Below are 23,144 nucleotides of genomic sequence, written 5' to 3'. Positions count from 1 at the left end.
AGACATAAAATTAATGATTCAAATAACATGATTGTCCGTGACCAGCCGAGTATTTTTAAAGTTTTATTCTCATGGCGAGGGACAATTTTACCCAAAATTTTGCCCTCTCTCGGTTTCGTGATGCTGATCTCTGCCATCATTGGCGGGGTCGAGTATGTCAATCTATATCGTTTCCCGGAAATTCCATTAGTCGGCTTCACGTTGATTGGTGTGGTACTGTCCATTTTCTTGGGATTTAAGAATACCGCTTGTTATGACCGCTGGTGGGAAGCGCGTAAACTCTGGGGCGTGTTGATTGCCACGGCACGCCATTTTGACCGTGATTGCCGCGTGCTGACTCAAGCACGTCGTGAACGTATCATTCAAAATGTGATTGTGTTTGCCAATGTGCTGCGTGATCGTCTGCGTCATCAAACCGCCAATCCAACCGAGCTGACTGAAACCAGTGGTCTGAGCCAACAAGCCTTGACCCAACTCTATCAGCAGCATAATGCGCCGCAGTACACCTTGAGTCTGATTCAATGGGAACTGTTACAAGCCATGAAAGAAGGCGAAATCTCGGATATTATCTATACCCAGATGAACCGCCATGTGGCCGCGTTAAGTGAAATGCAAACAGGTTGTGACCGGATCGCGAATACACCGATTCCATTCGCCTATTCGGTTTTACTAAATCGTACTGTGTATTTCTTCTGCTTTATGCTGCCATTCAGTCTTGGCTCTTTATTGGGCTTGGTGACACCGCTATTGGTCGGTATTTTGGCCTATACCTTTTTAGGTTTGGATGCGTTAAGCACTGAAATAGAAGAACCTTTCGGCACACAAAGCAACGACTTACCGCTAGATGCGATGGTCCGTTCAATTGAAATTGAATTACTTGGCACTTTAGGTCGACCAACCCCACCGCCAATTCAGGCGCATGACCATAACTTACTCTAATGACAATGCCCTCCCCTCCGATTGAGGGCATTTTTATGTGGCTTAACATCAGTTAAATAAATTGTGACGAGACGATAGACTTAAAACGTTCGGTAAACTGTCCATTCCAATAAGGATAATAAGGATAAGGCGGATAGACAGCACTGACCTGATTTAAACGTTCGATCTGTTCAATCGATAACTGAATATCTTTGGCAACAAGGTTATCTTGCAGTTGAGTTTGATTACGCGCGCCAATCAATACACTGGATACCGTTGGGCGCTGTAATAACCAATTTAAGGCAATTTGCGGAATCGTATAGCCAGTTTCTGCTGCAATCTGTTTTAACACCTCAATCACAGCATAGAGATGCACTTCATTCACTGGCGGCGCAAATTGCACGGTATCATGTAAGCGGCTTTGTGCTGGAATCGGATTCTCCCGATCAAATTTCCCCGTCAATCTGCCCCAGCCTAGAGGGCTCCATACCACCGCACCAATCTGCTGGTCATCATTTAAGGGCATCAGCTCCCATTCATAATCACGACCGATCAATGAGTAATAGACCTGATTCACCACAAACTTTTCATAGCCATATTGTTCAGCAATCGCTTGGGCTTTCATCAGTTGCCAGCCTGCAAAATTAGACGCCCCGATATAACGGACTTTACCACTACGCACTAACTCATCTAAAGTTTTCATTAACTGAGGCAATGCAGTAAAACTATCAAACTGATGCAGCTGTAATACATCAATATAATCCGTTCCCAAGCGAGTTAATGACTGTTCAACTGCGGACAATAAATAATGCCGACTAAATCCTGCATCATTTAGATGCTCTGAACTACGAATACCGATTTTGGTCGAAATAATAGTATGCTGCCGTTCTGATGCAAGTGCCTTACCCAACATTCGTTCAGACTCTCCATCTGAATACACATCTGCTGTATCAAAGTAATTAATGCCTGCATCTAAACCAGCGCGAATCATCTGGTTGGCTTCAGTTTGGCTGGCTTGTCCCCAAGCAGCAAAGATTTGTCCCTGCCCACCTAAGGTCCCTGCACCAAATCCCAACGCTGAAACCTTTAAACCCGAGTTTCCTAAAAAATGATATTTCATGATCTGTCTCTTAAACATATGATGGCTTAGATACAAAAATACCCCTAGGGATCTATTGGAAAAACCACGATAATCAAGAAATACTTTTCTGATTTTATTGATAATGAATACAGAAGATTTTCAATTTTTTATTCGAGTGGCAGACTTAGGTTCAATCAGTAAAGCCGCTCAGGACGCTAATATTTCGGTGTCAGTTGCCAGTCAGAAATTGCAGCGCTTAGAACAAAACCTACAATTGCGCTTGTTTCATCGCACCACGCGGAAACTGACCTTAACCGATGAGGGTCGTGTTTTACTTGAACATGGTCGACATTGGATTGCTGATTTTATTCACTTGCAAGAATCATTAAAGCTTAAAGATCGGCCGCTCACAGGTACACTTCGGATTACCACCTCCGCAACCTTTGGCACAAAAGTTTTGATGCCTGTGATTGCCGAGTTTGCGCTATTGCACCCTGAACTGAAAATTCATTTAGATCTGAATGACCAAAACATCGATCTGATTCAGCAAGGTATGGACTTGGCCATTCGCATTGGTCAATTAAAAAGCTCAAGCTTGATTGCCAAACGGTTGAGTACAAATCAACGCTTACTCTGTGCTTCTCCCACCTATTTACAACAATATGGTGTGCCAACAACCTTGTCCGATCTGAAGTTACATCGTTGTATCTTGCAACAACATGGTCATGGTCTGACCGATCAATGGCATTTGATCAATGCAGAAGGTCAGGTTGAACAGGTTCATGTCGAGGGATATTTTGCAACCAACTCCGGTGAAGGCGTTCGGCAAGCGGCCTTAGCAGGTCTTGGCATTTCCAATCATTCGATCTGGCATGTGGCTGAAGATCTCGCTTCAGGAAGATTAGTACAAGTTCTACCTGACTATCCTGTTGAAACAACGGCAATTTATGCAGTATTTCCTCATCGAGAGCTGATCGCGCCTAAAGTTCAACGCTTTTTGGATTATTTAATCGATTACTTTGAGCAGCGTGAATAATAAAACTTTAGTACGTCAGACTAATTTTCACCTTGCAATATTGATTATGACATTCCTGCAAAACCATGAAACAGCCATTGCGCACCCCATGCAAGCAGCATGAAAAAAACAAGCATGAGGCAAAGTTCTAATTTTTTCATATCACCGATGGTTTAAAGCTTTCCCAAATCCCTTTCTGCCCCTCTTTAAGACGTGGTGTCTGTCCCAATTTAATCCACGGCATATTCTCGCCATGAAAATCACTGCCGATCGAAACAGCTAAATCAAACTGTTGAATCATACGATCGACCATTTGACGTGTCGAAGCAGGTTCAATACTTGGTGGTAGTTCCACTGCATCGCCACCCGACTCGGCAAATAATTCAATCAAATAACGGATATTGGTGGCAGACAGGTCATATCGTGTCGGATGTGCAAGTACGGCGAATCCCTGACTGGCATGAATCACATCAATGGTTTCTTTTAAACCCATTCCCTCAAATTTCACAAAGGCTTTTTTACCTTCTTTCAGAAAACGGTCAAAAGCCTGCTGTGGGCGACTGACAATATTCTTTTCGACTAGGGCTTTAGCAATATGGGTTCGAGTGACACGATCTGCTTCCCCATCCACTTGGGCAATCACATCAGGATAGATATCAAAATCGATACATTTTTCTAAGAGCTGACAAATCACTTTTGCCCGTTCGGCACGGACTTTTTTCTGTTGCTCCAGCATCGCCTTGATCGGCGCTTCATCTTGCATATTCAGGGCAACGATATGTACACCATAACTCTTCTTGGTATTTGGTCGAGACCATTGACTGGAAATTTCCACGCCAGAAATGATTTGAATATCATGTGTTTGTGCATAGTCTTGAGCACGCAACAAACCATCCATAGTGTCATGATCTGTCACTGCAAGGGTGTGGATTTTTAAATCGACCGCAGCCTGTACCAGTTGCTCAGGAGAGAAGGTACCATCGGAAATGAGTGTATGTGTGTGTAAATCGACACCGAACATGGTTTGTATTATGCTATCTGACCTATTTCATCATCGTACTGTAACATGAAAGCGTTGCTCGACTATCTTCCAATTATTATCTTCTTTTATTTCTATAAAACCACTGATCCTAAAGATAGTCATCATCCTTTGCTACAGTTGGTGGGTAGCTCTGGAAATCTCGATCAAAATCATATCCTTGTTGCAACATGTGCGCTACTCATTTCAACCTTAGTGGTTTATAGCTGCTTGTTCTTTTTCCAAAAATTTAAATTGGAAAAAATGCAGTGGTTTATCGTGTTAATGTCTGTGGTTTTTGGTGGAATTACCCTGATCTTTAGTGATGTGACCTATATTAAAATGAAGGCGATCATCATCAATATTGGTATTGGATTAGGCTTTCTGGTGACGCCACTCTTTAATAAAGAACGTATGCCAATTATCCAAAAACTTTTAGGCTCGTTATTAGAGCTTAGCCCTAAAGGTTGGCTCAAATTGAACTGGGCGTGGTGTGGACAATTCTTTTTGCTTGCGGCTTTGCATTTCTTCTTTGGTTTTGTCTACATGCAAGGAAAATATTGGGGCGAATTCACCGCTTTCGGCGATATTATCGTTTCTATCAGTTACCTAGCTGCTATACTGTTTTTCTTAAGAAAGCATTTTAAAACCACTGAATAGATTTTAAATCATCGAGCTACTGCCATGCCATATTTTGTGCTGACTTGTACTGATCGCGAAGGTACTTTGGAAAAACGTTTAGCCACCCGACCGCAACATATTGAACGTCTGCAAAAGTTAGATGATGAAGGACGTTTAATTACGGCAGGTGCACATCCGAAAGATCCAAATGATCCACAAGCTGGTTTTTTTGGCAGTACTATGATTGTCGAGTTTGATAGTCGTGAATCCTTAGATGCTTGGATTCAGGAAGAGCCATTTTTAAAAGAAGGGATTTACTCAAATATTGAGGTAAAACCTTTCAACAAAGCTTTTCCAAAAGGGTAAATCATGCAAGTTGTCGTAAAAAGCGTATTGGCTTTATGTTTATTTAGTTCTCCTGCATGGGCGGTTGAGCCAGCAACACCTGCGGCTCCAGCAGCCAACACAGCCCCAGTGCAACCCAATGCCACAACTGCTGCGCCAGTCAATGCAACTACCGCAGCAGCCAAGCCTTTGACCGCTGAACAAATTGCCAAAGCCAAACAGCAGCAAGATGCAAAAGTCAAAGCCATGATTCAAGATCAAGCCAGCCGCTTGAAACAACTTGAACATGCCAATTTAGAAGCTCTTTCGCAGAACCAAGAATTACAGTTAAAAAATGACAACCTGACCGTACAAGTTCAAGTATTACAAAGTGAACGCAGTGCGCAAATGTTTTTATATGGCGCAATGACCATTGCTGTGGGTGTCATTCTCGGCTTCTTAATTGCCAGTTATGTTCACACTAAACGTCGTCGTCAGTGGTAAATCCCAACATTTTATTTATGTCTCAATCTGCAAAATTACAAACAGCCGAATTAGACTGGGAACTGGTCGATGGTATTGAAGTTCCCATTTCTAAACAATTTGGCGATGTCTACTTTTCCAAAGATAACGGTTTACTTGAAACACGCCATGTGTTTTTAAATGGTAATGACCTAACTGAACGACTAGCAGAACTAAAAGATTTTCAATGCTTTTGTGTGGGTGAAACAGGTTTTGGTACGGGCTTAAACATTCTGACCCTGTGGCAACTTTGGCAGCAGGTTCGTCCAGATAATCACAGTCACTTACATGCCATCAGTGTTGAAAAATTCCCATTGAATAAAGCGGATCTAATCCGTGCACTGAATGTCTGGCCTGAACTTAAGCCACTTGCAGAACAGCTGATTCAACAATATCCCCTGCCTATCGCGGGCTGCCACCGCTTAAGCTTTCCTGAAGAACGTTTTAGTATTGATTTATGGTTGGGCGATGCTCAGGATATTTTTCCAAGTATCCCGAAGACTCAAGCCGTGAATGCATGGTTTCTCGATGGTTTTGCTCCATCATGCAATCCAGATATGTGGCAGGAAAATGTACTCAATCACATCGTGCGTTTATCTGAGTTTGGAACGACCTTTGCGTCCTTTAGTGTTGCCGGTGTGCTGAAACGTGGACTGAAACAACATGGCGTACACATTAGTCGCCCACGAGGTTTCGGTCATAAACGTGAAATGTTAAAAGCTATTTGGTCTGATTCGTCACAAGCGCTAACCGATTCTACTGATGCAGCACCAGAAATTAAGGTTCAATCTAAACTAGCACCAACGGCTTCCAATTCAAGACCTCGTCAAATTGCCATCATTGGCGCTGGAATCGCTGGTTTAAGCACAGCATGGGCATTTGCTCAACGTGGTCATCAAGTCACCGTTTACGAGCAAAATGAGCCGCTCTCAGGCGCATCAGGCAATCCCCTTGCGCTACTCAATCCTAAGCTGTGTCCAATTGAACAAGCTCATGAACATTTGATGACCCTAAGCTGGCAACATGCATTGAATTTTTATCCTAGATTCAAAGCATTTAGACCCATTCAAGTCCAACAAATAGCTTTAAAAAATGCGGATGAATTACTCAGCTTAGCGGAACAGTATCCTTCGGGCGTGTTATCCACTCAAGATCAGCAAGATGCAATACCTGAAACTGATTATCCAAGCTTGACGCTACATCAGGCTGGTGCAGTTTCTCCACAGCAACTGCGTGATGAAATTTTGCACCATCCGAATATCAAAATCGAAAAGGCAAAAATTTCTCGCTTAAATAGCGCAGACAACCAAACAGAGCTTTGGCAAGATCAACAGCTCATCGCAACAGCCGATGATGTGATTGTGTGTTGTGCCAAGCAAAGTGCTGAGCTGTTTGAAAACTACCCCGTGTTAAAACCAATTCGTGGACAAGTCAGCTGGGTTGAGAATCGCGAACAAGCTTTAGCTCTAGATCAAGCCTATAGTTATGGCGGTTATTGTATGCAACTGGATGCCGCTCAATTGATTCTAGGTGCATCTTTTTATCCCAATCGAGACGATGTTGAAGTTTTAGCAGAAGATCATGTGCATAACTACGAACTTATCCACAGTGTCTTCCCTGAATATGCGCAACAGCTTCCATCCACTGAAACATGGCAAGGCCGTGCATCTGTGCGTGCACAAAGTCTGGATTACTTTCCTCTAGTTGGAAAAATGCAAAATCACCAGCAAATCTATACTTTTGCAGGTTTAGGTTCAAAGGGATTCTTGTTTGCGCCGTTGTGTAGCGAAGTATTAGCGGCTTTAGTACTCGGAGAACTTTGTCCAATTCCACAATCATTATTGGATAAACTCAATCCACAGCGTTTTCAAAAGAAGATTAAAGCAAAAAAACCGTATTATTCTGGTTAAATATCTTTTAATTTTAAAATAACTGACATCTAAAATTTTGAATTGGCCAAAATACAGCTGTATTTTGGCCAATCTTTTGAGTGCTTTAAGCGCCTTGTTCTAAAGGCAAGCCTGCATCACGCGCTGCGCGTGTGCCACCCATTAACACAACATATTCACGAGAACCATCCATACCGTCTAACAGTTCTGCTGCACGCGGTGCTTTACTTCCGCCACCACATAAAATATAAATCGGCTGATCCGCTGCAACTTGAGTCAAACTATCCGCAGTGATATCAGTAATTGGACGATTCACCGCCCCTTTAACATGAGCCTCTGTATACGCTTTGGTATCTCGGACATCCCAGATGACAGCGCCTTCTGGGAACTCAAATGTTGTAATTTCTTGTTTACGGATCATTGTGCACTCCTTTGATGTAAACAACACTTGGCAAATGAAGAAAACCCCCTTAGCATCTCAAATATTCTTTCCCTTTGTAAAGGTCTAACCATGCCTTCTTTTGATATTGTTTCTGAATTAGAGTTATTTGAAGTTAATCACGCTGTACAAAATACAGAAAAAGAGATCGCAACACGTTTTGACTTTCGTGGACAAGACGTTTCAATTGAGTTAAATGAGAAAAATAAAGAAATCAAAATCTCAACTGAAAGCGATTTCCAATGTGAGCAAGTTTATACCATGCTTGAAAATCACTTCTATAAACGTAAAATTGATGTACAAGCTTTAGATCCGCAAAAAGCCACAGCTTCTGGTAAAAATGTCGTGCAAGTGATCAAGCTGAAAGATGGACTTGACTCAGATACTGCAAAAAAAATTAATAAAGCCATTAAAGAAAGTGGCATCAAAGCGCAATCTTCTATCCAAGGAGACAAAATCCGTGTCACGGATAAAAAGCGCGATACTTTGCAACAAGTCATGAACTTTTTACGTGAACAACAATTTGGTCTGCCACTGCAATTTAATAATTTCAAAGATTAAGCAATAGGTTCACTATGGCAAAAGATAACCGCCTTTATAAGCTGGTTAAAACCACTTCTAAATTTCCGAAAGGAATCCGTAGCACGCTCTGGAGCAAAGCTTTTGGTCGTGTGGTTCCGATGGTTGGAACAGCAAATATTCGCTATTTAGAAGTGGATAAAGACCACGTCACTGTTCGCATTGAAAACCAACGCAATATGCAAAATCATATTAAAGGCGTTCATGCGGCTGCGATGGCTTTATTGTCTGAAACGGCAACGGGCTTTTTAACCGGTTTACATGTACCAGATGATCGGATTTTGTTGATCAAATCATTGCATGTTGACTATTTAAAAGTTGCTCAAGGCGGTTTAACAGCAACTGCAACATTATCAGCAGATCAACAAAAGTTTATTGCCGATAATGATAAAGGCGAGTTATTGGTGCCGGTGACCGTGATTGATGATTCAGGTAATGAACCAATCCAATGCCAAATGCTTTGGGCTTGGTTACCAAAACGTAAAAAATAATAACTGACCTAGACTATTCTAGTGGCAGTATTAGCATCAGGATGCAAAGATCACTCTTTGTGTTCTGATGCTAAAAATGAAAAAAATACTTCTGCTTTCTCATTTTTTTATCGCACTCAATCTAGCAACCTATTCTAGTCAAGTGCTCGCTGCTGATTCTTCAGCTCCAACGCTCTCAAAACAGATCCCTTCTTTAGCTGAACAAAATAAGAAAATTGTCACTGATTTTTATGAAGGTGTTTTCTTGAAACACCAAGTGAAACAATATGCCGATCGTTATATTGGGGATCAATATATTCAACACAATCCGAATGTACCTGACGGTAAGGCACCTTTTGTAAACTTCTTTAGCCAAAAATTTAGCAATAACCCTCAGGCAAAGAATGTCATCAAGAAAGCAATTGCTGAAGGAGATTTAGTCGTCCTGCATGTGCATTCTACAGAGAATGACAGCGATCGAGGCCGAGCGATTATTGATATATTCCGTGTAGAAAATGGAAAAATTGTAGAGCATTGGGATGTGATACAGAATATTCCTGAAAAGAGCCAGAATTCCAATACCATGTTCTAAACAGCACACAAAAAAATAAAGCCCAAACTGATTTGGGCTTTATTTTTTAAAGACTTAAATAAATTTTTCAATGATCAGCATCAGCTCTTGCAAATATTCTGCATCAATCTGATCAAATTGATTCAGTTCATCACTATCGACATCCAACACGCCCACACATTCCCCAGCCTTCATAATCGGCAAAACAATTTCCGATCTTGAGGCAGAACTACAGGCAATATGTCCTGGGAACTGATCTACATCTGGCACGACAATCACTTGCTGCTGTTGCCATGCCGCACCACATACGCCACGACCTTTGGCAATACGGGTACAGGCAATTGGGCCTTGGAATGGTCCTAGAACCAATTCATTGTCTTTGACTAGATAAAAGCCAATCCAAAACCAGCCAAATTGCTGTTTTAACGCCGCGCATATATTGGCGAGATTGGCAATCACATCGCTTTCATCTTCAACAATTGCCTGAATCTGAGGAAGGATACTTTGATATTGCTCGGCCTTATGGCCTTGCTGCAAAACTAATTCTTCTGCCATGCTTCATTCCAAATCAAAAATAGTCTTGGCTTCATTCACTCGATAAAAGAGAACTTAGCTTGCTGCAAATGCCTGTTTAATCTCTTCTGAAATCAAGCGTTTCTTGCCATTCACATCCACCGCAACAAAGGTAAATACGCCTTCGGTAATACGCACTGGCTCACGCGAATCATCATGACTGTTCCATACCTCAATTTGGACTTGTACAGAACTACTGCCAACTTTCAAAATTTTGGTATAACAGCTAATCACATTCCCGACCTTAACAGGTACCAAAAAGGTCATCTGATTAATCGCAATCGTCGCACAACGACCTTTACTAAAACGTTCAACATGAATCGCTCCTGCGAGATCCATCTGAGAGACAATCCAGCCGCCAAAAACATCACCACTCCAATTGGTATCTGCTGGCATGGCAATGTTTTGTAGTGATAATGTCCCTTCTGGATGAGTTGGGCGTTCGCTCATGTTAATGTCCTTGGTGTTGCTGTAATTGCTGGTCTAGCCATTGTTGTAACTCGGGTGCACGTAATGCCCCGCTGATTCTCGCCAATTCAGTGGTTTTATTCATCAAGACCAAAGTCGGAATACTCCGCACATTAAATGCAGCACTTAAACGTGGATTGGCTTCGGTATCAATTTTGGCAAAAACCACATAGGGATTTTGCTTTGCCACTTGAGCAAAATGTGGTGCCATCATCTTGCAAGGACCACACCATTCTGCCCATAGATCGATCAATACTGGCAGATCTGAATTGCTGATGAAGTTACTGAAATTTTGTTCATTGAGTTCAATCGGCTCTAAAGGCAATAACGCTTTATGGCATTGTCCACAGTTAGGATGAACCGCTAATTTTTCTTCGGGTACACGATTTTTTGCACCACATGATGCACAGACAATAATCATCTACATCACTCCAATATGTTGATGTAAAAATTCTAATTGGGTTGTGACTGCTTTTTCAAACCAAGAACCATGATAAACATCAAAATGTTTCATTTCCCACTCATGATAGCTCACAAATGGCGCAATATTGGTCGCAGCTTCCCGACTCGATTCGATTGGAATCAAAGTGTCATGCTTTGCTGCAATAAATAAAACAGGGATATTAATCTTACGAACAAACTGGATTGGTCGATAACGCATTAAATTAAAGAAGACCCGCGCAGGAACTTCCCCACTCCAGTAGTAATCTGGATTTACAATCGAGTGATATCCGTAGTAACTATCTGAGGTCTGTAGGAAACACAGCCGAAATTGATCGACCACAGGTAAGGTTTTAGGTGCCAAGCCCATCTTAGAGCCCATATAATCCTGACTGGAACGCTTTAATGCTTCGGGATAACGTTGCAAAGGGTAAAGCTTGGCCGTCTCAGCACCATCAACATAGGGGACTTGTACCATGACCGCCTGAATGTTTTTCAGGTCTGTTGCTAGACTTAAGGCATATCCACCACTAAGTGAGGTTCCCCATAAAATAATCCGTCGACTATCAATCAGCTTGCAATTTGAGGCATATTGAACAATGGTTTTCCAGTCACCAAGCTGAGCACTGAGTGAAACCAATTCACGTGGTTTCCCTGTACTGCCGCCCCAATAACGATAATCAAATAAAATGACTGCATAACCTGCTTGGGCAAAACGCTGTGCATATTGAACCAGTTTAAATTGACGCAAACCTGCAAAACCGTGCGCCATGATAATCACAGCAGCTTTGGTATTGGCTTTAGGCAGATAAAAATCTGCAGCGATGGTTTCATCGCCACTTGGAACATACAACGGCTCAACAGTGTAGGTATGCATGCGCGCTCCATTGCCCTTATCTTTTACTTATCATCATTTATTTAATACAGACATTTAAACTCAAGATCGAGCTTAATGCTATGATAGAGCATAAAATGTTTTGTTTGTTTTTGGAGTGACAAGATGACAGAGAATGTTGGTTTTGCAGGTCAAATCGGCCCTGAGCATGTTGAGCAAGTGGTTGAAAAAGGATTTAAATCGATTATTAATAACCGTCCAGATCTGGAAGGTGGTCCCGAACAACCTACAAGTGCCCAAATTGAAGAATCTGCGCGCAGTGCAGGTCTAGACTATGTCTATCAACCAGTTGTTGCTGGGCAAATCACTGAACTCGATGTCCGTACATTCGCCAATCATTATAATGAACTGCCAAAACCAATTTTAATGTTCTGTCGTACGGGTAACCGTTCAAATAATTTATATCAGATTGCTAAACAAATGGATTTACTGGACGATTAAATTCATTACATTTTATTACCTGATCCAAATAGTTAAACCTTTGTTTTTATAAGATGATGGTTCTTTTTCAATAGATCAAGAACCATGTCAAAACTCGCTATTGTCCTGTTATGTATTCTCTCTATCTCAGCTTGTAGTTCTTTCCAAGTTCGCCCGACAGCGACGGTGAGTGTGGGTACAAGTTTATAAAAAACAGCACCGAAGTGCTGTTTTTTTATCTTTGCTTAGGTTAAGAGCTTTTTTGAGGGGTTTCTTAGTCATTTATTTCCCATTCAAAAAAGATTGCAGAAATAAAAAGGAAGCTCGAAAGCTCCCTTTTTTCACTAAGCCTTATGGACAAGTGAATGATGTTCCATACGGACTAACCTCATTTGGAGAATAAGTACCATCACTTGAATAATCATTCGCTAAAGGTGCTAAACCTAAATTATAAGTGGTTCTATTCGGCAATGATGCAACTGTAGATGAAGCACCGATCTGTACATTCAGCCATTGTGCGTAAATTTTTGGATAGCGCATTGCAAAGTCAAACTTACCATTTGCATCGGTAGTAAATGTATTTTGAGTATTTCCAGATTGACTTACAAATGTAACAACTTTAACAGGTGTATTATTCACACCAACAGCAGTACCATTTGGATCCGCAACACAAGCATGTACATTATTCACAGTTGTACTCGCAGCAATATCATCTGTAAAGTCAGTTGGCGTACCCATGTTATTCATTGGTTTACCATTAGAATCCAAGTAAATATTTGGAGCACTTAGATTAAAATACGGCTCATTTGCAAACACCCATTTTTTGCTTGGTGCAGCACCTGAAACTGGCGCTAAAGCCCATAGATTACGACCTTTGATATAAGTCAGTGGAGTCACATCCAGGGTCACCGTTTGATTTGCCAATGGCTTACCATCAAAATCAACCACGCTGACAGACAAATTCTTGGTGTAATACACCCCATCATTTGATGAAGCAACTTCCGTTGGGTTAACACCAATCACAATCGATGCTTTCGGAGTTTGTACAACCGCTGGCACAATATCAATTGCAAAAATCTGCGTTGCTTCAATACGTCCAGTTTCGTTGAAATGCGCAGTCAAATGTAAATCATCATTGACGAAATCAACAGCCGTGTAATTACGACGTGTTGTTTCATCGACTTTAATTTTAAAAACAGCTTGACCATTCGTATCCGTTGTTAATCCTGATGGACCAACAATAATAGCGCCATTACGAGCTAAGTCATCAATACTCAAAGCCACATATTGGCCTGCAACACCACCACCGTTCGCATCAACCAAAGTGATGGTGACATCAGCAGTATCGTCACGTACATTCATGGTTGGTTTAGAAGATGCTAAGCGCAAACTATAGCGAGCAGGTTGCAGGGTTGGTGTACCGGAATTATCTACCGTACCAATACGATAAACTTGTGTAGCTTTAGCGCTATTTTCATCAGTATGGCTAGCAGTCAACTCAATGCCACTTGCCAATAATAATTGCTTATCAACCGTTGCGCCATCAATAGCAACAGAGAAGAATGCATTCCCATTTGAATCCGTTTTGACTGTTTGCGGTGTACCACTTGTATTACTTGGTGCACTGCTACCTGGGTTTCCAATAATTAGTCCAGCAGAGTTATTCGCTGCAAGGGTAACATCTTGATTACGTACAGGCTGATTATTTTGGTCTAAAAGTGCTACCGTCACAATGGATTTATCTCCATTGACATCCATTTGTGATTTGCTCACATTACTGAAAACGAGGTGATACTTACTGAAAACCTCATTCACATTAAAATGAACTGTTTGGGTACGGACGACCCCATTCGGTAAAGTAATTGAAGCACGAACAGTGACGCCATTTGCCAATAAGTCCGTATATTGTTTACCTGTAACTTTAGTAAGTTTCAAACTCGCTTTTGCATTACCACTTGTGTCAGTTGTAATAACAGCCGTTTCTTGGCCATTGATCGTCACACCATTTAATGCAGAATCAATCACAGTAAATGTTACAGGATAGCTCTTGATCCCTGTTGCCGTATTATCAATCAATTTGGCAAAAACATCTGCAGTATCGCCTGTAGCCAATAAATCATCTTTCGAGGTATTCATGGTGAGGTTCATTGCTTCTGTTGGAACAGAGATATTCACTTTACCAATTTGTGTAACAACAGGTTGTGACGTACTATTATTGTTATAGGTTGAAACAGCATAGGTAATACCTTTTTCAACCAACAGTCGATCAATGTCATCACCATTCTCTACCGTCACAGTAAAATAAGCGATACCATTTGCATTGGTGGTCGCACTGGTCTTATCTACTTTGACTCGTGAACTTAAACCTGATGCTAAGCCAAAATCAATTTCCTTATTTGCTAAAACACCGCCATTGGTATCAGTTGCTTTAACTGCCACAACAGTTGCGCCACCTAATACAGAAATCGATGGCTGCGAAAGTGATGTTGTTAATGCTGTAACATCTTTCGCAGCTGGCGCTTTTACCATTACTTGCGTTGTTTGACTGAGTTTAGAACCATCGGCTTGCACTACAGATGCTGCAAGTGTAATCCCGTTGGCAACCAAGTTTTCAATCATCTGGTCATTGGCTGCTTTTACATTAATTGTAAAAGTAACCTCGCCATTGGCATTGGTCTTTTTGCTTGCTGCGCCAACAAAAGTGACACCATTTGCAACAGCTGCCGCATTCAAGCCAAAGCCAACTAATTTATCCTTGAGTGGATTACCATCTTTATCAAATACTTTTGTGGTAAAGGTGAAAGTATCATTATCCGCAAAAACAATCCCTTTTGATGTCAGCAACTCAATACGTTGTGCATCTTTCGCAATCTCAGCATCATCTGCCACAAATTGTAATACTGTGCTTTGCGTGATATTTGTACCTGCTTCTGACGTATAAGTCGCAGTAGCTTGAATCCCAGCTAACAGACCTTTGATTTGTTCAGCTGTTAAATTGGCTGGTGCGGTATAACTAATCGCAAAGTTTGCAGAACCATCTGCTGCCGTCACTTGGCTTGACGGTGTAACTTTGATATTTAAACCTGCTGGTACATTATTCAAAGCCAGTTTAATCAGCTTTCCAGCAATCGCTTTCCCCTTATTATTAAAGGCTTTTACGATAATATTGGTCGAGTCGCCAGTTGTTTTTAAGGCACCTTTCGTATTGTCTGTCGTTAAATAGCTAATCTCATTTAAAGTTGCAGCTGAACTGACCGTAATTTGAGTTTTTTGGGAAATGCTTCCTGTACCATCACCTTGTACTGCTATAGCACTCAGACTAATTCCAGAAGCCACCAAAGCATCTACAGCTTCTTTAGTCGTTGTATTTACTTCCAATAATACTTTGGCCTGCCCATTATCATCAGTTTTAACAACAGTTAAACCACCAATAACATCTTTAAAATTAAGACTATTCTTAATAATATTATTATCAACGGCCCAGTTATCAATTGCCAAAGTCACTTGGCGATCTTTAATTAGATTGCCATCTTTATCTTTAAGTGTAACTGTCGTCTCTACTGTTTTAGAAGATGTCTTATCTAGAATTAGATTAGGTTGATCAACGACCAAGTCCATCCGCTGGATATTCACTTGATCTACAATAAATTGTTGAGTCAGGTTTTGTGTCGTATCCACTCCTGCACTATTGGTATAACTAGCAACAACTTGAATACCCGCTAACAGTCCTTTGATCTGTTCAGGAGTTAAAACTTTAGGGGCTTTATAAGTTATAACAAAATTTGCAGTTCCGTTGGCATTTGTCGTATTCGTCGCTGCATCAAGCTGAATATCCAAGCCTGTTGGAACATTCTTTAATGCCAATTTAACAACTTTACCGCTTAAAGCCATTCCATTACTATTAAATGTACTGACTGTAATTGTTGATGAACCACCCGTTGTTTTAATATCATTTGAGTTTTTTAAAGTTAGATAACCAACTTCATTTACTACAGCTTGAGATAAGATATTAACCTTGGTATTTTGAGTCTTATTTGTACCATCTGCTTGTATAGCAGAAGCCGTAATATTGACCCCTGAACTAACTAATGCAGAGACAGCAGAAACATCTTTAGGATTGACAAACAGAGTAAACTCATATTGGCCATTTACATCGGTAGATACCGTAAATGTTCCTGATCCTTGTAGTGCACCATCAATAGCAACACCATTTTGCAACTCTTCTTGGTTAATCGCTAAAGTTACTTGACGCCCAGCAATTGGTTTACCAGCATCATCTTTTAATGTAACTTTTGCTTTCACCTGCTGTGCTACCTTTGAGGCTACCACAAGTACAGGCTCATCAACAGTTAAATCCATACGTTGAATATTTTTAGCGGACTCAAAATATGCAAGCTTAACGGTTTGAGAAACATTATTATAATTGGCGTTAATAACTAAACCATCTTGTATAAGTTTGGTTTTATCCGTGTCTGAAAGATTAGATGGATCATATACAACGGTAAACTTGACTTCACCAGCAGCATTAGTCGTCAGTATCGAGTTTTCTTTAATACGGATTCCTGTAAATTGCGGTAAGTTCAAGACAATGTCTTTATTCGCAAGCGCAACACCGCTACTGTTATAAGCCCTAACAGTGATAACTCTTTCTGCATTATTGGCAACATTAATTGCATCGAGCTGCTCAATAGCAAGATAAGCAACATCAACTGTTCCCTGAACTGAAGCAGCAACCATAACTTTTGCTGTTTGAAAAATACTTGTCCCACTATTTTGCTGAGCCGTTGCCGTGATCAATAACCCAGCAGCAACCAAAGCATTGACTGCGTCCGTATTTGGAGCTTTGAGCTGAATGGTAAATTTCGCCTCACCATTCTCAGTCACTTTTGCTGGTGCTGTGACAATTTGTACCCCATTGTTTTTAGCAATATCTGATAGGGTAAGATTAATTTTACGACCATTAATCGGCTGACCATTTTCATCTACAGCCTTAACAGCAACTTCAAAAATATCATTCGAAGCGACAGCGACACCTTTGGCCAAAGAAATCGAAAGCTGTTTGACATCAACATCACTGGTCTGATCGTAATAACGAACATAAGATGTTTGAGTAATCGCTGCACCAATAGTCGGTTGATATGTCGCCGTTAACAATACGCCCTGAGTTTTTAACAGACTCAAAATGCTTGCATCTGTTACTAGACCATCATATTGAATTACAAAAGTCGCTTCACCTTGAGCATTTGTCTTGGCTTTTGAGCCTGTAATAATCGTTAAACCATATTCTTTGGCTTTATCAATATTTAAAGTAATATCTTGATTCGCTAATACGCCACCATTCCGATCGACAGCACGGACTGTTACAGTGGTTTGACCTTTATTGGTATTAATCATTGAATCAGAGCTGATACTCAAATAGCTCACATCAACAGCTTGTAATGGTGCAGCCTCCACCATAATTTGCATATTTTGTTTAACAGAAGAGCCGTCCGCTAGCGTTGTACCAACGGCAATGGTAATACCTGATTGCACAAGATTATCAATTGATTGCTGATTATAAGCATCAACATTCAATGTAAAGGTTGCATAACCACTTGCATCTGTTTTCTGAGTAATTGCTTTGTCACCACCAATTGTGACTCCATTTTCATTCACTGCAGAGGCAAGGCCGAGCGTCACTAATTTATTTGCAACAAAACCACCATCTGCACTAATCGCACGTACCTTAACTTGTACAGTATCATTCTTAGCAGAAACAACGCCCTTACTTGCTGTTAACTCTAAACGTTGGACATCTTTCTCTAAGATGGCATTTTTATTAGTAAAATTAAGTCTAGTCGTTTGCGTTAATACGTTATTGTTAACTGTCGTATAACTTGCCGCAACAGTAACGCCATTATTTACCAAGTTATTAAGGTCATTCAGTGAAACACTATTTTTATCAAATTTTACTGTAAACTGAGCTTGACCATTATTATCTGTATTGAGTTTAGAACCTTCAACAATAGTTAATCCATTACTTTGGCTATTTGGTACCGTCAGACTAATTTGTTTATTCGCAACTGCACCACCTTTCGCATCTTTCGCAGTTACAGTAACAATCGCTTGTCCACCGCTCACATCAATCGAATTAGAGCTCACGGCATTTAAAAAAGAAACACTTTCCGTTGCAACTGATACAACAGAAATCGTACTTGTTTGTGTAACAACAGAGCCATCTATTGATGTTGCCGAAATCTTAATCCCATTATTAACTAATAATTGCCCCGTTGGGTTTAAACTATTAGCTTCTGTTTTAATTGTGAACTTCGCTTTACCATTAGCATCAGTTTTTACAGTCGGGGTGATTAATTTTGCGCCATACTCAATCGCTAAATCATCTAATTTTAGGCTAATGTCTTTACCTTCAACAGCAAGACCTTCCGGGTTTTTAGCCGTTGCTTCAACTTCGATCATTCCACCAATAGCATCTACTTTATTATTCGATGAAGTTGATAATGAAAGACTACTCATTACACTTTTAACTGACACAACCTGAGCTGTAGAAATTTGCGTTTTTACTGCGCCAGACTGCTCTGTTAGCGTCGCTTCAAGAGCAATACCAGATGCAATTAAAGCAAGACGATCTGCCTCTTTACCTTGAGGTAATGCTAAAGTAAATGAAACATAACCTTCATTATCTGTTACAGCGCTAGAGGCGCCTTTGATTGTTACGCCATTTGTTTTAAAATCTTTTACATTAAGAGCGACTTTTTCATTAGGAACACCACCTCCATTCGTATCTAATGTCCTAATACGGATAACAGTTTCTCCTCCAGAAACCTGTAAAGGACTCACATCATCAAATTTCAACTCATATTGACTTTGAACAACAGTTCCTGCTCCTGTTACTGTTGCTTTAATTTGGTTTTGAATTTTGGTATCGACAACAGTTGCTGTAAACACAAGCTCTGTCAAATTTTTGTTAGAACCATTTAATTTTACAGTAAATGTTACAGTTCCATCATCACCTGTTGTTTTAGTTGAAGCATCACTGGTAGCACCATTTTTCTCACCATCCTTAATATTTAGATTAATCTTGGCCCCCGCAACACCACCACTATCTTTATCTACTGCCTTCGCTGTAATAACCAGTTCATCCCCTTGAACTTTTAAGGTACCTTTACTTAATTGAAGTGTAACCCCAGCAACCTCTTTCGTCGTTGTTGGCGTGCTAGGATTACCAGAATTACCCGAATCTGTACTAGAACCCGTATTCCCATAATAGCCACCACCCCCTCCACCACAAGCGACCAATGCAACAGAAGTTGCTAATACTGTCGTATTTACCCCGATTTTTTTTAAACCCTTGAAATATGTCATAACAATAATTTCCATCTTATTTAATATTTAGCCTTACAATACGATTAAGACTTTTGTACAAAAATTTACTCGAAATAATATATTTTATCAATTCGTAATACCAGCTTTATTCCTTAGGAAAGTGAACTGCTTAACATTAATATCTGTTATTTTTGTCTAAAAATTCCCCGCAATAAAAAACACCCCCAACCGTTAGGTTGAGGGTGTTTAGATTTAAAAGCTGGCGATGACTTACTCTCACATGGCAAGTGCCACACTACCATCAGCGCTAAGAGGTTTCACTTCTGAGTTCGGGAAGGGATCAGGTGGTTCACTCTTGCTATTGTCGCCAGCAAACTGTTGTGGTGCTTTCGGGTCTTATTCGTAGTGTATTCACTACATGCCTTACTTACTATCCAAAGAGTTATTAACGGATTAGATTATTGAGTCGGTATTGTAACTAGTTTCTTCACTAAATCAAGTTCAATCAGTTGTTTTCACTTCTGACTGTTTGGTTTTGAATCGAATTGAGCTTTATATACAACTGCTTGGGTGTTGTATAGTCAAGCCTCACGAGCAATTAGTATTGGTCAGCTTCACACGTCACCGTGCTTCCACACCCAACCTATCAACGTCCTAGTCTCGAACGGCTCTTTAGAGGAATAAATTCCTAGGGAAATCTTATCTTGAGGTAGGCTTCCCGCTTAGATGCTTTCAGCGGTTATCCCTTCCGAACATAGCTACCCGGCGATGCGACTGGCGTCACAACCGGTACACCAGAGGTTCGTCCACTCTGGTCCTCTCGTACTAGGAGCAGATCCTCTCAAATTTCCAGCGCCCACGGTAGATAGGGACCGAACTGTCTCACGACGTTCTAAACCCAGCTCGCGTACCTCTTTAAATGGCGAACAGCCATACCCTTGGGACCTGCTTCAGCCCCAGGATGAGATGAGCCGACATCGAGGTGCCAAACACCGCCGTCGATATGAACTCTTGGGCGGTATCAGCCTGTTATCCCCAGAGTACCTTTTATCCGTTGAGCGATGGCCCTTCCATACAGAACCACCGGATCACTAAGACCTACTTTCGTACCTGCTCGACTTGTGGGTCTCGCAGTTAAGCGCGCTTTTGCCTTTATACTCTACGCGTGATTTCCGACCACGCTGAGCGCACCTTCGTACTCCTCCGTTACTCTTTAGGAGGAGACCGCCCCAGTCAAACTACCCACCAGACATGGTCCTCGCCCCGGATTACGGGGCAGAGTTAGAACCTCAACATTACCAGGGTGGTATTTCAAGGACGGCTCCATTAGAACTAGCGTTCTAACTTCAAAGCCTCCCACCTATCCTACACAAGTAAGGTCAAAGTTCAATGTCAAGCTGCAGTAAAGGTTCACGGGGTCTTTCCGTCTAGCCGCGGGTACACTGCATCTTCACAGCGATTTCGATTTCACTGAGCCTCTGCTGGAGACAGCGCCGCCATCATTATGCCATTCGTGCAGGTCGGAACTTACCCGACAAGGAATTTCGCTACCTTAGGACCGTTATAGTTACGGCCGCCGTTTACTGGGGCTTCGATCAAGAGCTTCGCTTACGCTAACCCCATCAATTAACCTTCCAGCACCGGGCAGGCATCACACCCTATACGTCCACTTTCGTGTTTGCAGAGTGCTATGTTTTTAATAAACAGTTGCAGCGGCCTGGTTTCTGTGGCTGCCAATAGCTCAGGGAGCAAGTCCCATCACCGTCAGCAGCGTACCTTCTCCCGAAGTTACGGTACCATTTTGCCTAGTTCCTTCAGCAGAGTTCTCTCAAGCGCTTTGGTCTACTCGACCTGACCACCTGTGTCGGTTTCGGGTACGATTCCTGTGTAACTGAAGCTTAGAGACTTTTCCTGGAAGCATGGTATCAGCCACTTCACTGTACAAGTACAGCTTGCTATCAGTTCTCAGCATAGAGTACCCCGGATTTGCCTAAGATACATGCCTACAACCTTCCACCTGGACAACCAACGCCAGGCTGACTTAACCTTCTCCGTCCTCTCATCGCATTACACAGAAGTATTGGAATATTAACCAATTTCCCATCGACTACGCCTCTCGGCCTCGCCTTAGGGGTCGACTCACCCAGCCCCGATTAACGTTGGACTGGAACCCTTGGTCTTTCAGCGAACGGGTTTTTCACCCGTTTTGTCGTTACTCACGTCAGCATTCGCACTTCTGATACCTCCAGCATACTTCTCAATACACCTTCATCGGCTTACAGAACGCTCCCCTACCACTTGACTTAAAGTCAAATCCGCAGCTTCGGCACATAGTTTTAGCCCCGTTACATCTTCCGCGCAGGCCGACTCGACTAGTGAGCTATTACGCTTTCTTTAAAGGGTGGCTGCTTCTAAGCCAACCTCCTAGCTGTCTATGCCTTCCCACATCGTTTCCCACTTAACTATGATTTTGGGGCCTTAGCTGGCGGTCTGGATTGTTTTCCTCTTGACTACGGACGTTAGCACCCGCAGTCTGTCTCCCGGATAGTACTCATTGGTATTCGGAGTTTGCATCGGTTTGGTAAGTCGGGATGACCCCCTAGCCGAAACAGTGCTCTACCCCCAATGGTATTCGTCCGAGGCGCTACCTAAATAGCTTTCGGGGAGAACCAGCTATCACCAGGCTTGATTAGCCTTTCACCCCTATCCACAAGTCATCCCCTGGCTTTTCAACGACAGTGGGTTCGGTCCTCCAGTTAGTGTTACCCAACCTTCAACCTGCTCATGGATAGATCGCCTGGTTTCGGGTCTATACCCAGCAACTAAACGCCCTATTAAGACTCGATTTCTCTACGGCTCCCCTATTCGGTTAACCTTGCTACTGAATATAAGTCGCTGACCCATTATACAAAAGGTACGCAGTCACCGAACAAGTCGGCTTCCACTGCTTGTATGCATGCGGTTTCAGGATCTATTTCACTCCCCTCACAGGGGTTCTTTTCGCCTTTCCCTCACGGTACTGGTTCACTATCGGTCAGTCAGGAGTATTTAGCCTTGGAGGATGGTCCCCCCATATTCAGACAAGGTTTCACGTGCCTCGCCCTACTCGTCATCATTGTGTGTGCCCTTTCGTGTACGGGAATATCACCCTCTACGTTCGCACTTCCCAGAGCGTTCCACTAGAACACACACAACTTAATGGGCTGCTCCCCGTTCGCTCGCCGCTACTAAGGGAATCTCAATTGATTTCTTTTCCTAAGGGTACTGAGATGTTTCACTTCCCCTCGTTCGCTTCATAAGCCTATGTATTCAGCTTATGATACCCGCCTTATAGCGGGTGGGTTCCCCCATTCAGAAATCTCCGGATCAAAGGATATTTGCCGCCTCCCCGGAGCTTATCGCAGGCTATTACGTCTTTCATCGCCTCTGACTGCCAAGGCATCCACCACATGCACTTAATTACTTGACTATACAACCCCAAACAGTCGTTAACACATACAAGTGAGTGTTATCGTTGCAAACTTAATTGCTACTATTCGTTGTCTGTGAACTTAATCACCATACAGCTTCAATCTAA

The 23,144-nt window shown here is 41.8% G+C and carries 18 protein-coding genes and 2 rRNA genes; 10 read left to right on the top strand and 10 right to left on the bottom strand.

Annotation, left to right across the window (positions count from 1 at the left end; genetic code table 11):
* The first annotated feature begins 27 nt into the window (after positions 1-27).
* Positions 28-939: a bestrophin family protein gene (locus F885_RS06765; RefSeq protein ID WP_004655906.1), complete on the top strand. Its 912-nt coding sequence runs from the start codon at positions 28-30 to the stop codon at positions 937-939.
* 52 nt (positions 940-991) lie between these two features.
* Here the strand turns inward: F885_RS06765 and F885_RS06770 are convergent, their stop codons facing one another.
* Positions 992-2,038: an aldo/keto reductase gene (locus F885_RS06770; RefSeq protein WP_005319209.1), complete on the bottom strand. Its 1,047-nt coding sequence runs from the start codon at positions 2,036-2,038 to the stop codon at positions 992-994.
* A 103-nt stretch (positions 2,039-2,141) separates the two neighbouring features.
* On the opposite strand from F885_RS06770, the gene F885_RS06775 reads away from it, so the two are divergent.
* A complete protein-coding gene (locus F885_RS06775; protein ID WP_005319206.1) occupies positions 2,142-3,035 on the top strand; it encodes a LysR family transcriptional regulator in 894 nt (297 codons plus the stop codon).
* A 136-nt stretch (positions 3,036-3,171) separates the two neighbouring features.
* On the opposite strand, the gene F885_RS06780 is transcribed toward F885_RS06775, so the two are convergent.
* A complete protein-coding gene (locus F885_RS06780) occupies positions 3,172-4,035 on the bottom strand; it encodes a PHP domain-containing protein (protein WP_005319204.1) in 864 nt (287 codons plus the stop codon).
* Between the two features lie 45 nt (positions 4,036-4,080).
* Between F885_RS06780 and F885_RS06785 the strand changes: the two genes are divergently transcribed.
* From F885_RS06785 to mnmC, 4 genes are read left to right on the top strand one after another with little or no spacing between them, the layout of a single operon-like run.
* A complete protein-coding gene (locus tag F885_RS06785; protein WP_005319201.1) occupies positions 4,081-4,692 on the top strand; it encodes a septation protein IspZ in 612 nt (203 codons plus the stop codon).
* 24 nt (positions 4,693-4,716) lie between these two features.
* Positions 4,717-5,019 (top strand): YciI family protein, encoded by a 303-nt coding sequence (locus F885_RS06790; RefSeq protein ID WP_005319199.1) that lies wholly within the window; start codon positions 4,717-4,719, stop codon positions 5,017-5,019.
* Between the two features lie 3 nt (positions 5,020-5,022).
* Positions 5,023-5,481: an SH3 domain-containing protein gene (locus tag F885_RS06795; RefSeq protein WP_004804289.1), complete on the top strand. Its 459-nt coding sequence runs from the start codon at positions 5,023-5,025 to the stop codon at positions 5,479-5,481.
* A gap of 17 nt (positions 5,482-5,498) precedes the next feature.
* Complete coding sequence (gene mnmC, locus F885_RS06800) at positions 5,499-7,409, top strand: bifunctional tRNA (5-methylaminomethyl-2-thiouridine)(34)-methyltransferase MnmC2/FAD-dependent 5-carboxymethylaminomethyl-2-thiouridine(34) oxidoreductase MnmC1 (RefSeq protein WP_005319197.1); 1,911 nt, start codon at positions 5,499-5,501, stop codon at positions 7,407-7,409.
* 85 nt (positions 7,410-7,494) lie between these two features.
* Here the strand turns inward: mnmC and F885_RS06805 are convergent, their stop codons facing one another.
* The gene (locus F885_RS06805; protein WP_004804287.1) at positions 7,495-7,809 is read right to left on the bottom strand and encodes a rhodanese-like domain-containing protein; all 315 of its coding nucleotides are present in this window, start codon (positions 7,807-7,809) and stop codon (positions 7,495-7,497) included.
* A 90-nt stretch (positions 7,810-7,899) separates the two neighbouring features.
* Here F885_RS06805 and F885_RS06810 point away from each other — a divergent pair, with 90 nt between their 5' ends.
* The 3 genes from F885_RS06810 (at position 7,900) to F885_RS06820 (ending at position 9,468) form a co-directional block, all read left to right on the top strand.
* Positions 7,900-8,388, top strand: coding sequence for a YajQ family cyclic di-GMP-binding protein (locus F885_RS06810; protein WP_004655922.1), 489 nt, complete (start codon positions 7,900-7,902; stop codon positions 8,386-8,388).
* A 14-nt stretch (positions 8,389-8,402) separates the two neighbouring features.
* Positions 8,403-8,897 (top strand): DUF4442 domain-containing protein, encoded by a 495-nt coding sequence (locus F885_RS06815; protein WP_004804285.1) that lies wholly within the window; start codon positions 8,403-8,405, stop codon positions 8,895-8,897.
* A 67-nt stretch (positions 8,898-8,964) separates the two neighbouring features.
* Entirely contained in the window at positions 8,965-9,468 is a 504-nt protein-coding gene (locus F885_RS06820; RefSeq protein ID WP_005319195.1) for a nuclear transport factor 2 family protein, read from the top strand.
* 54 nt (positions 9,469-9,522) lie between these two features.
* Here F885_RS06820 and F885_RS06825 read toward each other — a convergent pair whose 3' ends face one another.
* The 4 genes from F885_RS06825 to F885_RS06840 are packed head-to-tail and all read right to left on the bottom strand — an operon-like array spanning position 9,523 to position 11,806.
* Positions 9,523-10,002: a GAF domain-containing protein gene (locus tag F885_RS06825; RefSeq protein ID WP_005319193.1), complete on the bottom strand. Its 480-nt coding sequence runs from the start codon at positions 10,000-10,002 to the stop codon at positions 9,523-9,525.
* A gap of 54 nt (positions 10,003-10,056) precedes the next feature.
* Positions 10,057-10,470, bottom strand: a complete 414-nt coding sequence (locus F885_RS06830) for an acyl-CoA thioesterase (protein ID WP_004655929.1) — start codon at positions 10,468-10,470, stop codon at positions 10,057-10,059.
* A 1-nt stretch (position 10,471) separates the two neighbouring features.
* Positions 10,472-10,909, bottom strand: coding sequence for a thioredoxin TrxC (trxC, locus tag F885_RS06835; RefSeq protein ID WP_004655931.1), 438 nt, complete (start codon positions 10,907-10,909; stop codon positions 10,472-10,474).
* Positions 10,910-11,806: an alpha/beta hydrolase gene (locus tag F885_RS06840; protein WP_005319191.1), complete on the bottom strand. Its 897-nt coding sequence runs from the start codon at positions 11,804-11,806 to the stop codon at positions 10,910-10,912.
* Between the two features lie 123 nt (positions 11,807-11,929).
* Here F885_RS06840 and F885_RS06845 point away from each other — a divergent pair, with 123 nt between their 5' ends.
* Positions 11,930-12,265, top strand: coding sequence for a protein tyrosine phosphatase family protein (locus F885_RS06845; protein WP_004804274.1), 336 nt, complete (start codon positions 11,930-11,932; stop codon positions 12,263-12,265).
* Between the two features lie 330 nt (positions 12,266-12,595).
* On the opposite strand, the gene F885_RS06850 is transcribed toward F885_RS06845, so the two are convergent.
* The 3 genes from F885_RS06850 to F885_RS06860 form a co-directional block, all read right to left on the bottom strand.
* Positions 12,596-19,606 (bottom strand): beta strand repeat-containing protein, encoded by a 7,011-nt coding sequence (locus tag F885_RS06850; protein WP_005319189.1) that lies wholly within the window; start codon positions 19,604-19,606, stop codon positions 12,596-12,598.
* Positions 19,607-19,824: 218 nt separating this feature from the next.
* Positions 19,825-19,939 (bottom strand): 5S ribosomal RNA (gene rrf / locus F885_RS06855).
* A gap of 205 nt (positions 19,940-20,144) precedes the next feature.
* Positions 20,145-23,036: ribosomal RNA gene (locus F885_RS06860) — 23S ribosomal RNA — on the bottom strand.
* Between the last annotated feature and the right edge of the window lie 108 nt (positions 23,037-23,144).

The sequence above is a fragment of the Acinetobacter higginsii genome (genome assembly GCF_000369845.1).
Taxonomy (GTDB): domain Bacteria; phylum Pseudomonadota; class Gammaproteobacteria; order Pseudomonadales; family Moraxellaceae; genus Acinetobacter; species Acinetobacter higginsii.
Note: the sequence above shows the minus strand (reverse complement) of the source record. Positions and strands in the feature narration are given on the sequence as shown.

What these genes read in the sequence shown, in the direction of transcription:
- F885_RS06820 (WP_005319195.1), top strand. Translation starts at nt 8,965, where the DNA reads ATGCTAAAAATGAAAAAAATACTTCTGCTTTCTCATTTTTTTATCGCA.
- F885_RS06815 (WP_004804285.1), top strand. Translation starts at nt 8,403, where the DNA reads ATGGCAAAAGATAACCGCCTTTATAAGCTGGTTAAAACCACTTCTAAA.
- mnmC (WP_005319197.1), top strand. Translation starts at nt 5,499, where the DNA reads ATGTCTCAATCTGCAAAATTACAAACAGCCGAATTAGACTGGGAACTG.
- F885_RS06825 (WP_005319193.1), bottom strand. Translation starts at nt 10,002, where the DNA reads ATGGCAGAAGAATTAGTTTTGCAGCAAGGCCATAAGGCCGAGCAATAT.
- F885_RS06810 (WP_004655922.1), top strand. Translation starts at nt 7,900, where the DNA reads ATGCCTTCTTTTGATATTGTTTCTGAATTAGAGTTATTTGAAGTTAAT.
- F885_RS06850 (WP_005319189.1), bottom strand. Translation starts at nt 19,606, where the DNA reads ATGACATATTTCAAGGGTTTAAAAAAAATCGGGGTAAATACGACAGTA.
- F885_RS06795 (WP_004804289.1), top strand. Translation starts at nt 5,023, where the DNA reads ATGCAAGTTGTCGTAAAAAGCGTATTGGCTTTATGTTTATTTAGTTCT.
- F885_RS06790 (WP_005319199.1), top strand. Translation starts at nt 4,717, where the DNA reads ATGCCATATTTTGTGCTGACTTGTACTGATCGCGAAGGTACTTTGGAA.
- F885_RS06780 (WP_005319204.1), bottom strand. Translation starts at nt 4,035, where the DNA reads ATGTTCGGTGTCGATTTACACACACATACACTCATTTCCGATGGTACC.
- F885_RS06765 (WP_004655906.1), top strand. Translation starts at nt 28, where the DNA reads ATGATTGTCCGTGACCAGCCGAGTATTTTTAAAGTTTTATTCTCATGG.
- F885_RS06805 (WP_004804287.1), bottom strand. Translation starts at nt 7,809, where the DNA reads ATGATCCGTAAACAAGAAATTACAACATTTGAGTTCCCAGAAGGCGCT.
- F885_RS06785 (WP_005319201.1), top strand. Translation starts at nt 4,081, where the DNA reads ATGAAAGCGTTGCTCGACTATCTTCCAATTATTATCTTCTTTTATTTC.
- F885_RS06845 (WP_004804274.1), top strand. Translation starts at nt 11,930, where the DNA reads ATGACAGAGAATGTTGGTTTTGCAGGTCAAATCGGCCCTGAGCATGTT.
- F885_RS06770 (WP_005319209.1), bottom strand. Translation starts at nt 2,038, where the DNA reads ATGAAATATCATTTTTTAGGAAACTCGGGTTTAAAGGTTTCAGCGTTG.
- F885_RS06830 (WP_004655929.1), bottom strand. Translation starts at nt 10,470, where the DNA reads ATGAGCGAACGCCCAACTCATCCAGAAGGGACATTATCACTACAAAAC.
- F885_RS06775 (WP_005319206.1), top strand. Translation starts at nt 2,142, where the DNA reads ATGAATACAGAAGATTTTCAATTTTTTATTCGAGTGGCAGACTTAGGT.
- trxC (WP_004655931.1), bottom strand. Translation starts at nt 10,909, where the DNA reads ATGATTATTGTCTGTGCATCATGTGGTGCAAAAAATCGTGTACCCGAA.
- F885_RS06840 (WP_005319191.1), bottom strand. Translation starts at nt 11,806, where the DNA reads ATGCATACCTACACTGTTGAGCCGTTGTATGTTCCAAGTGGCGATGAA.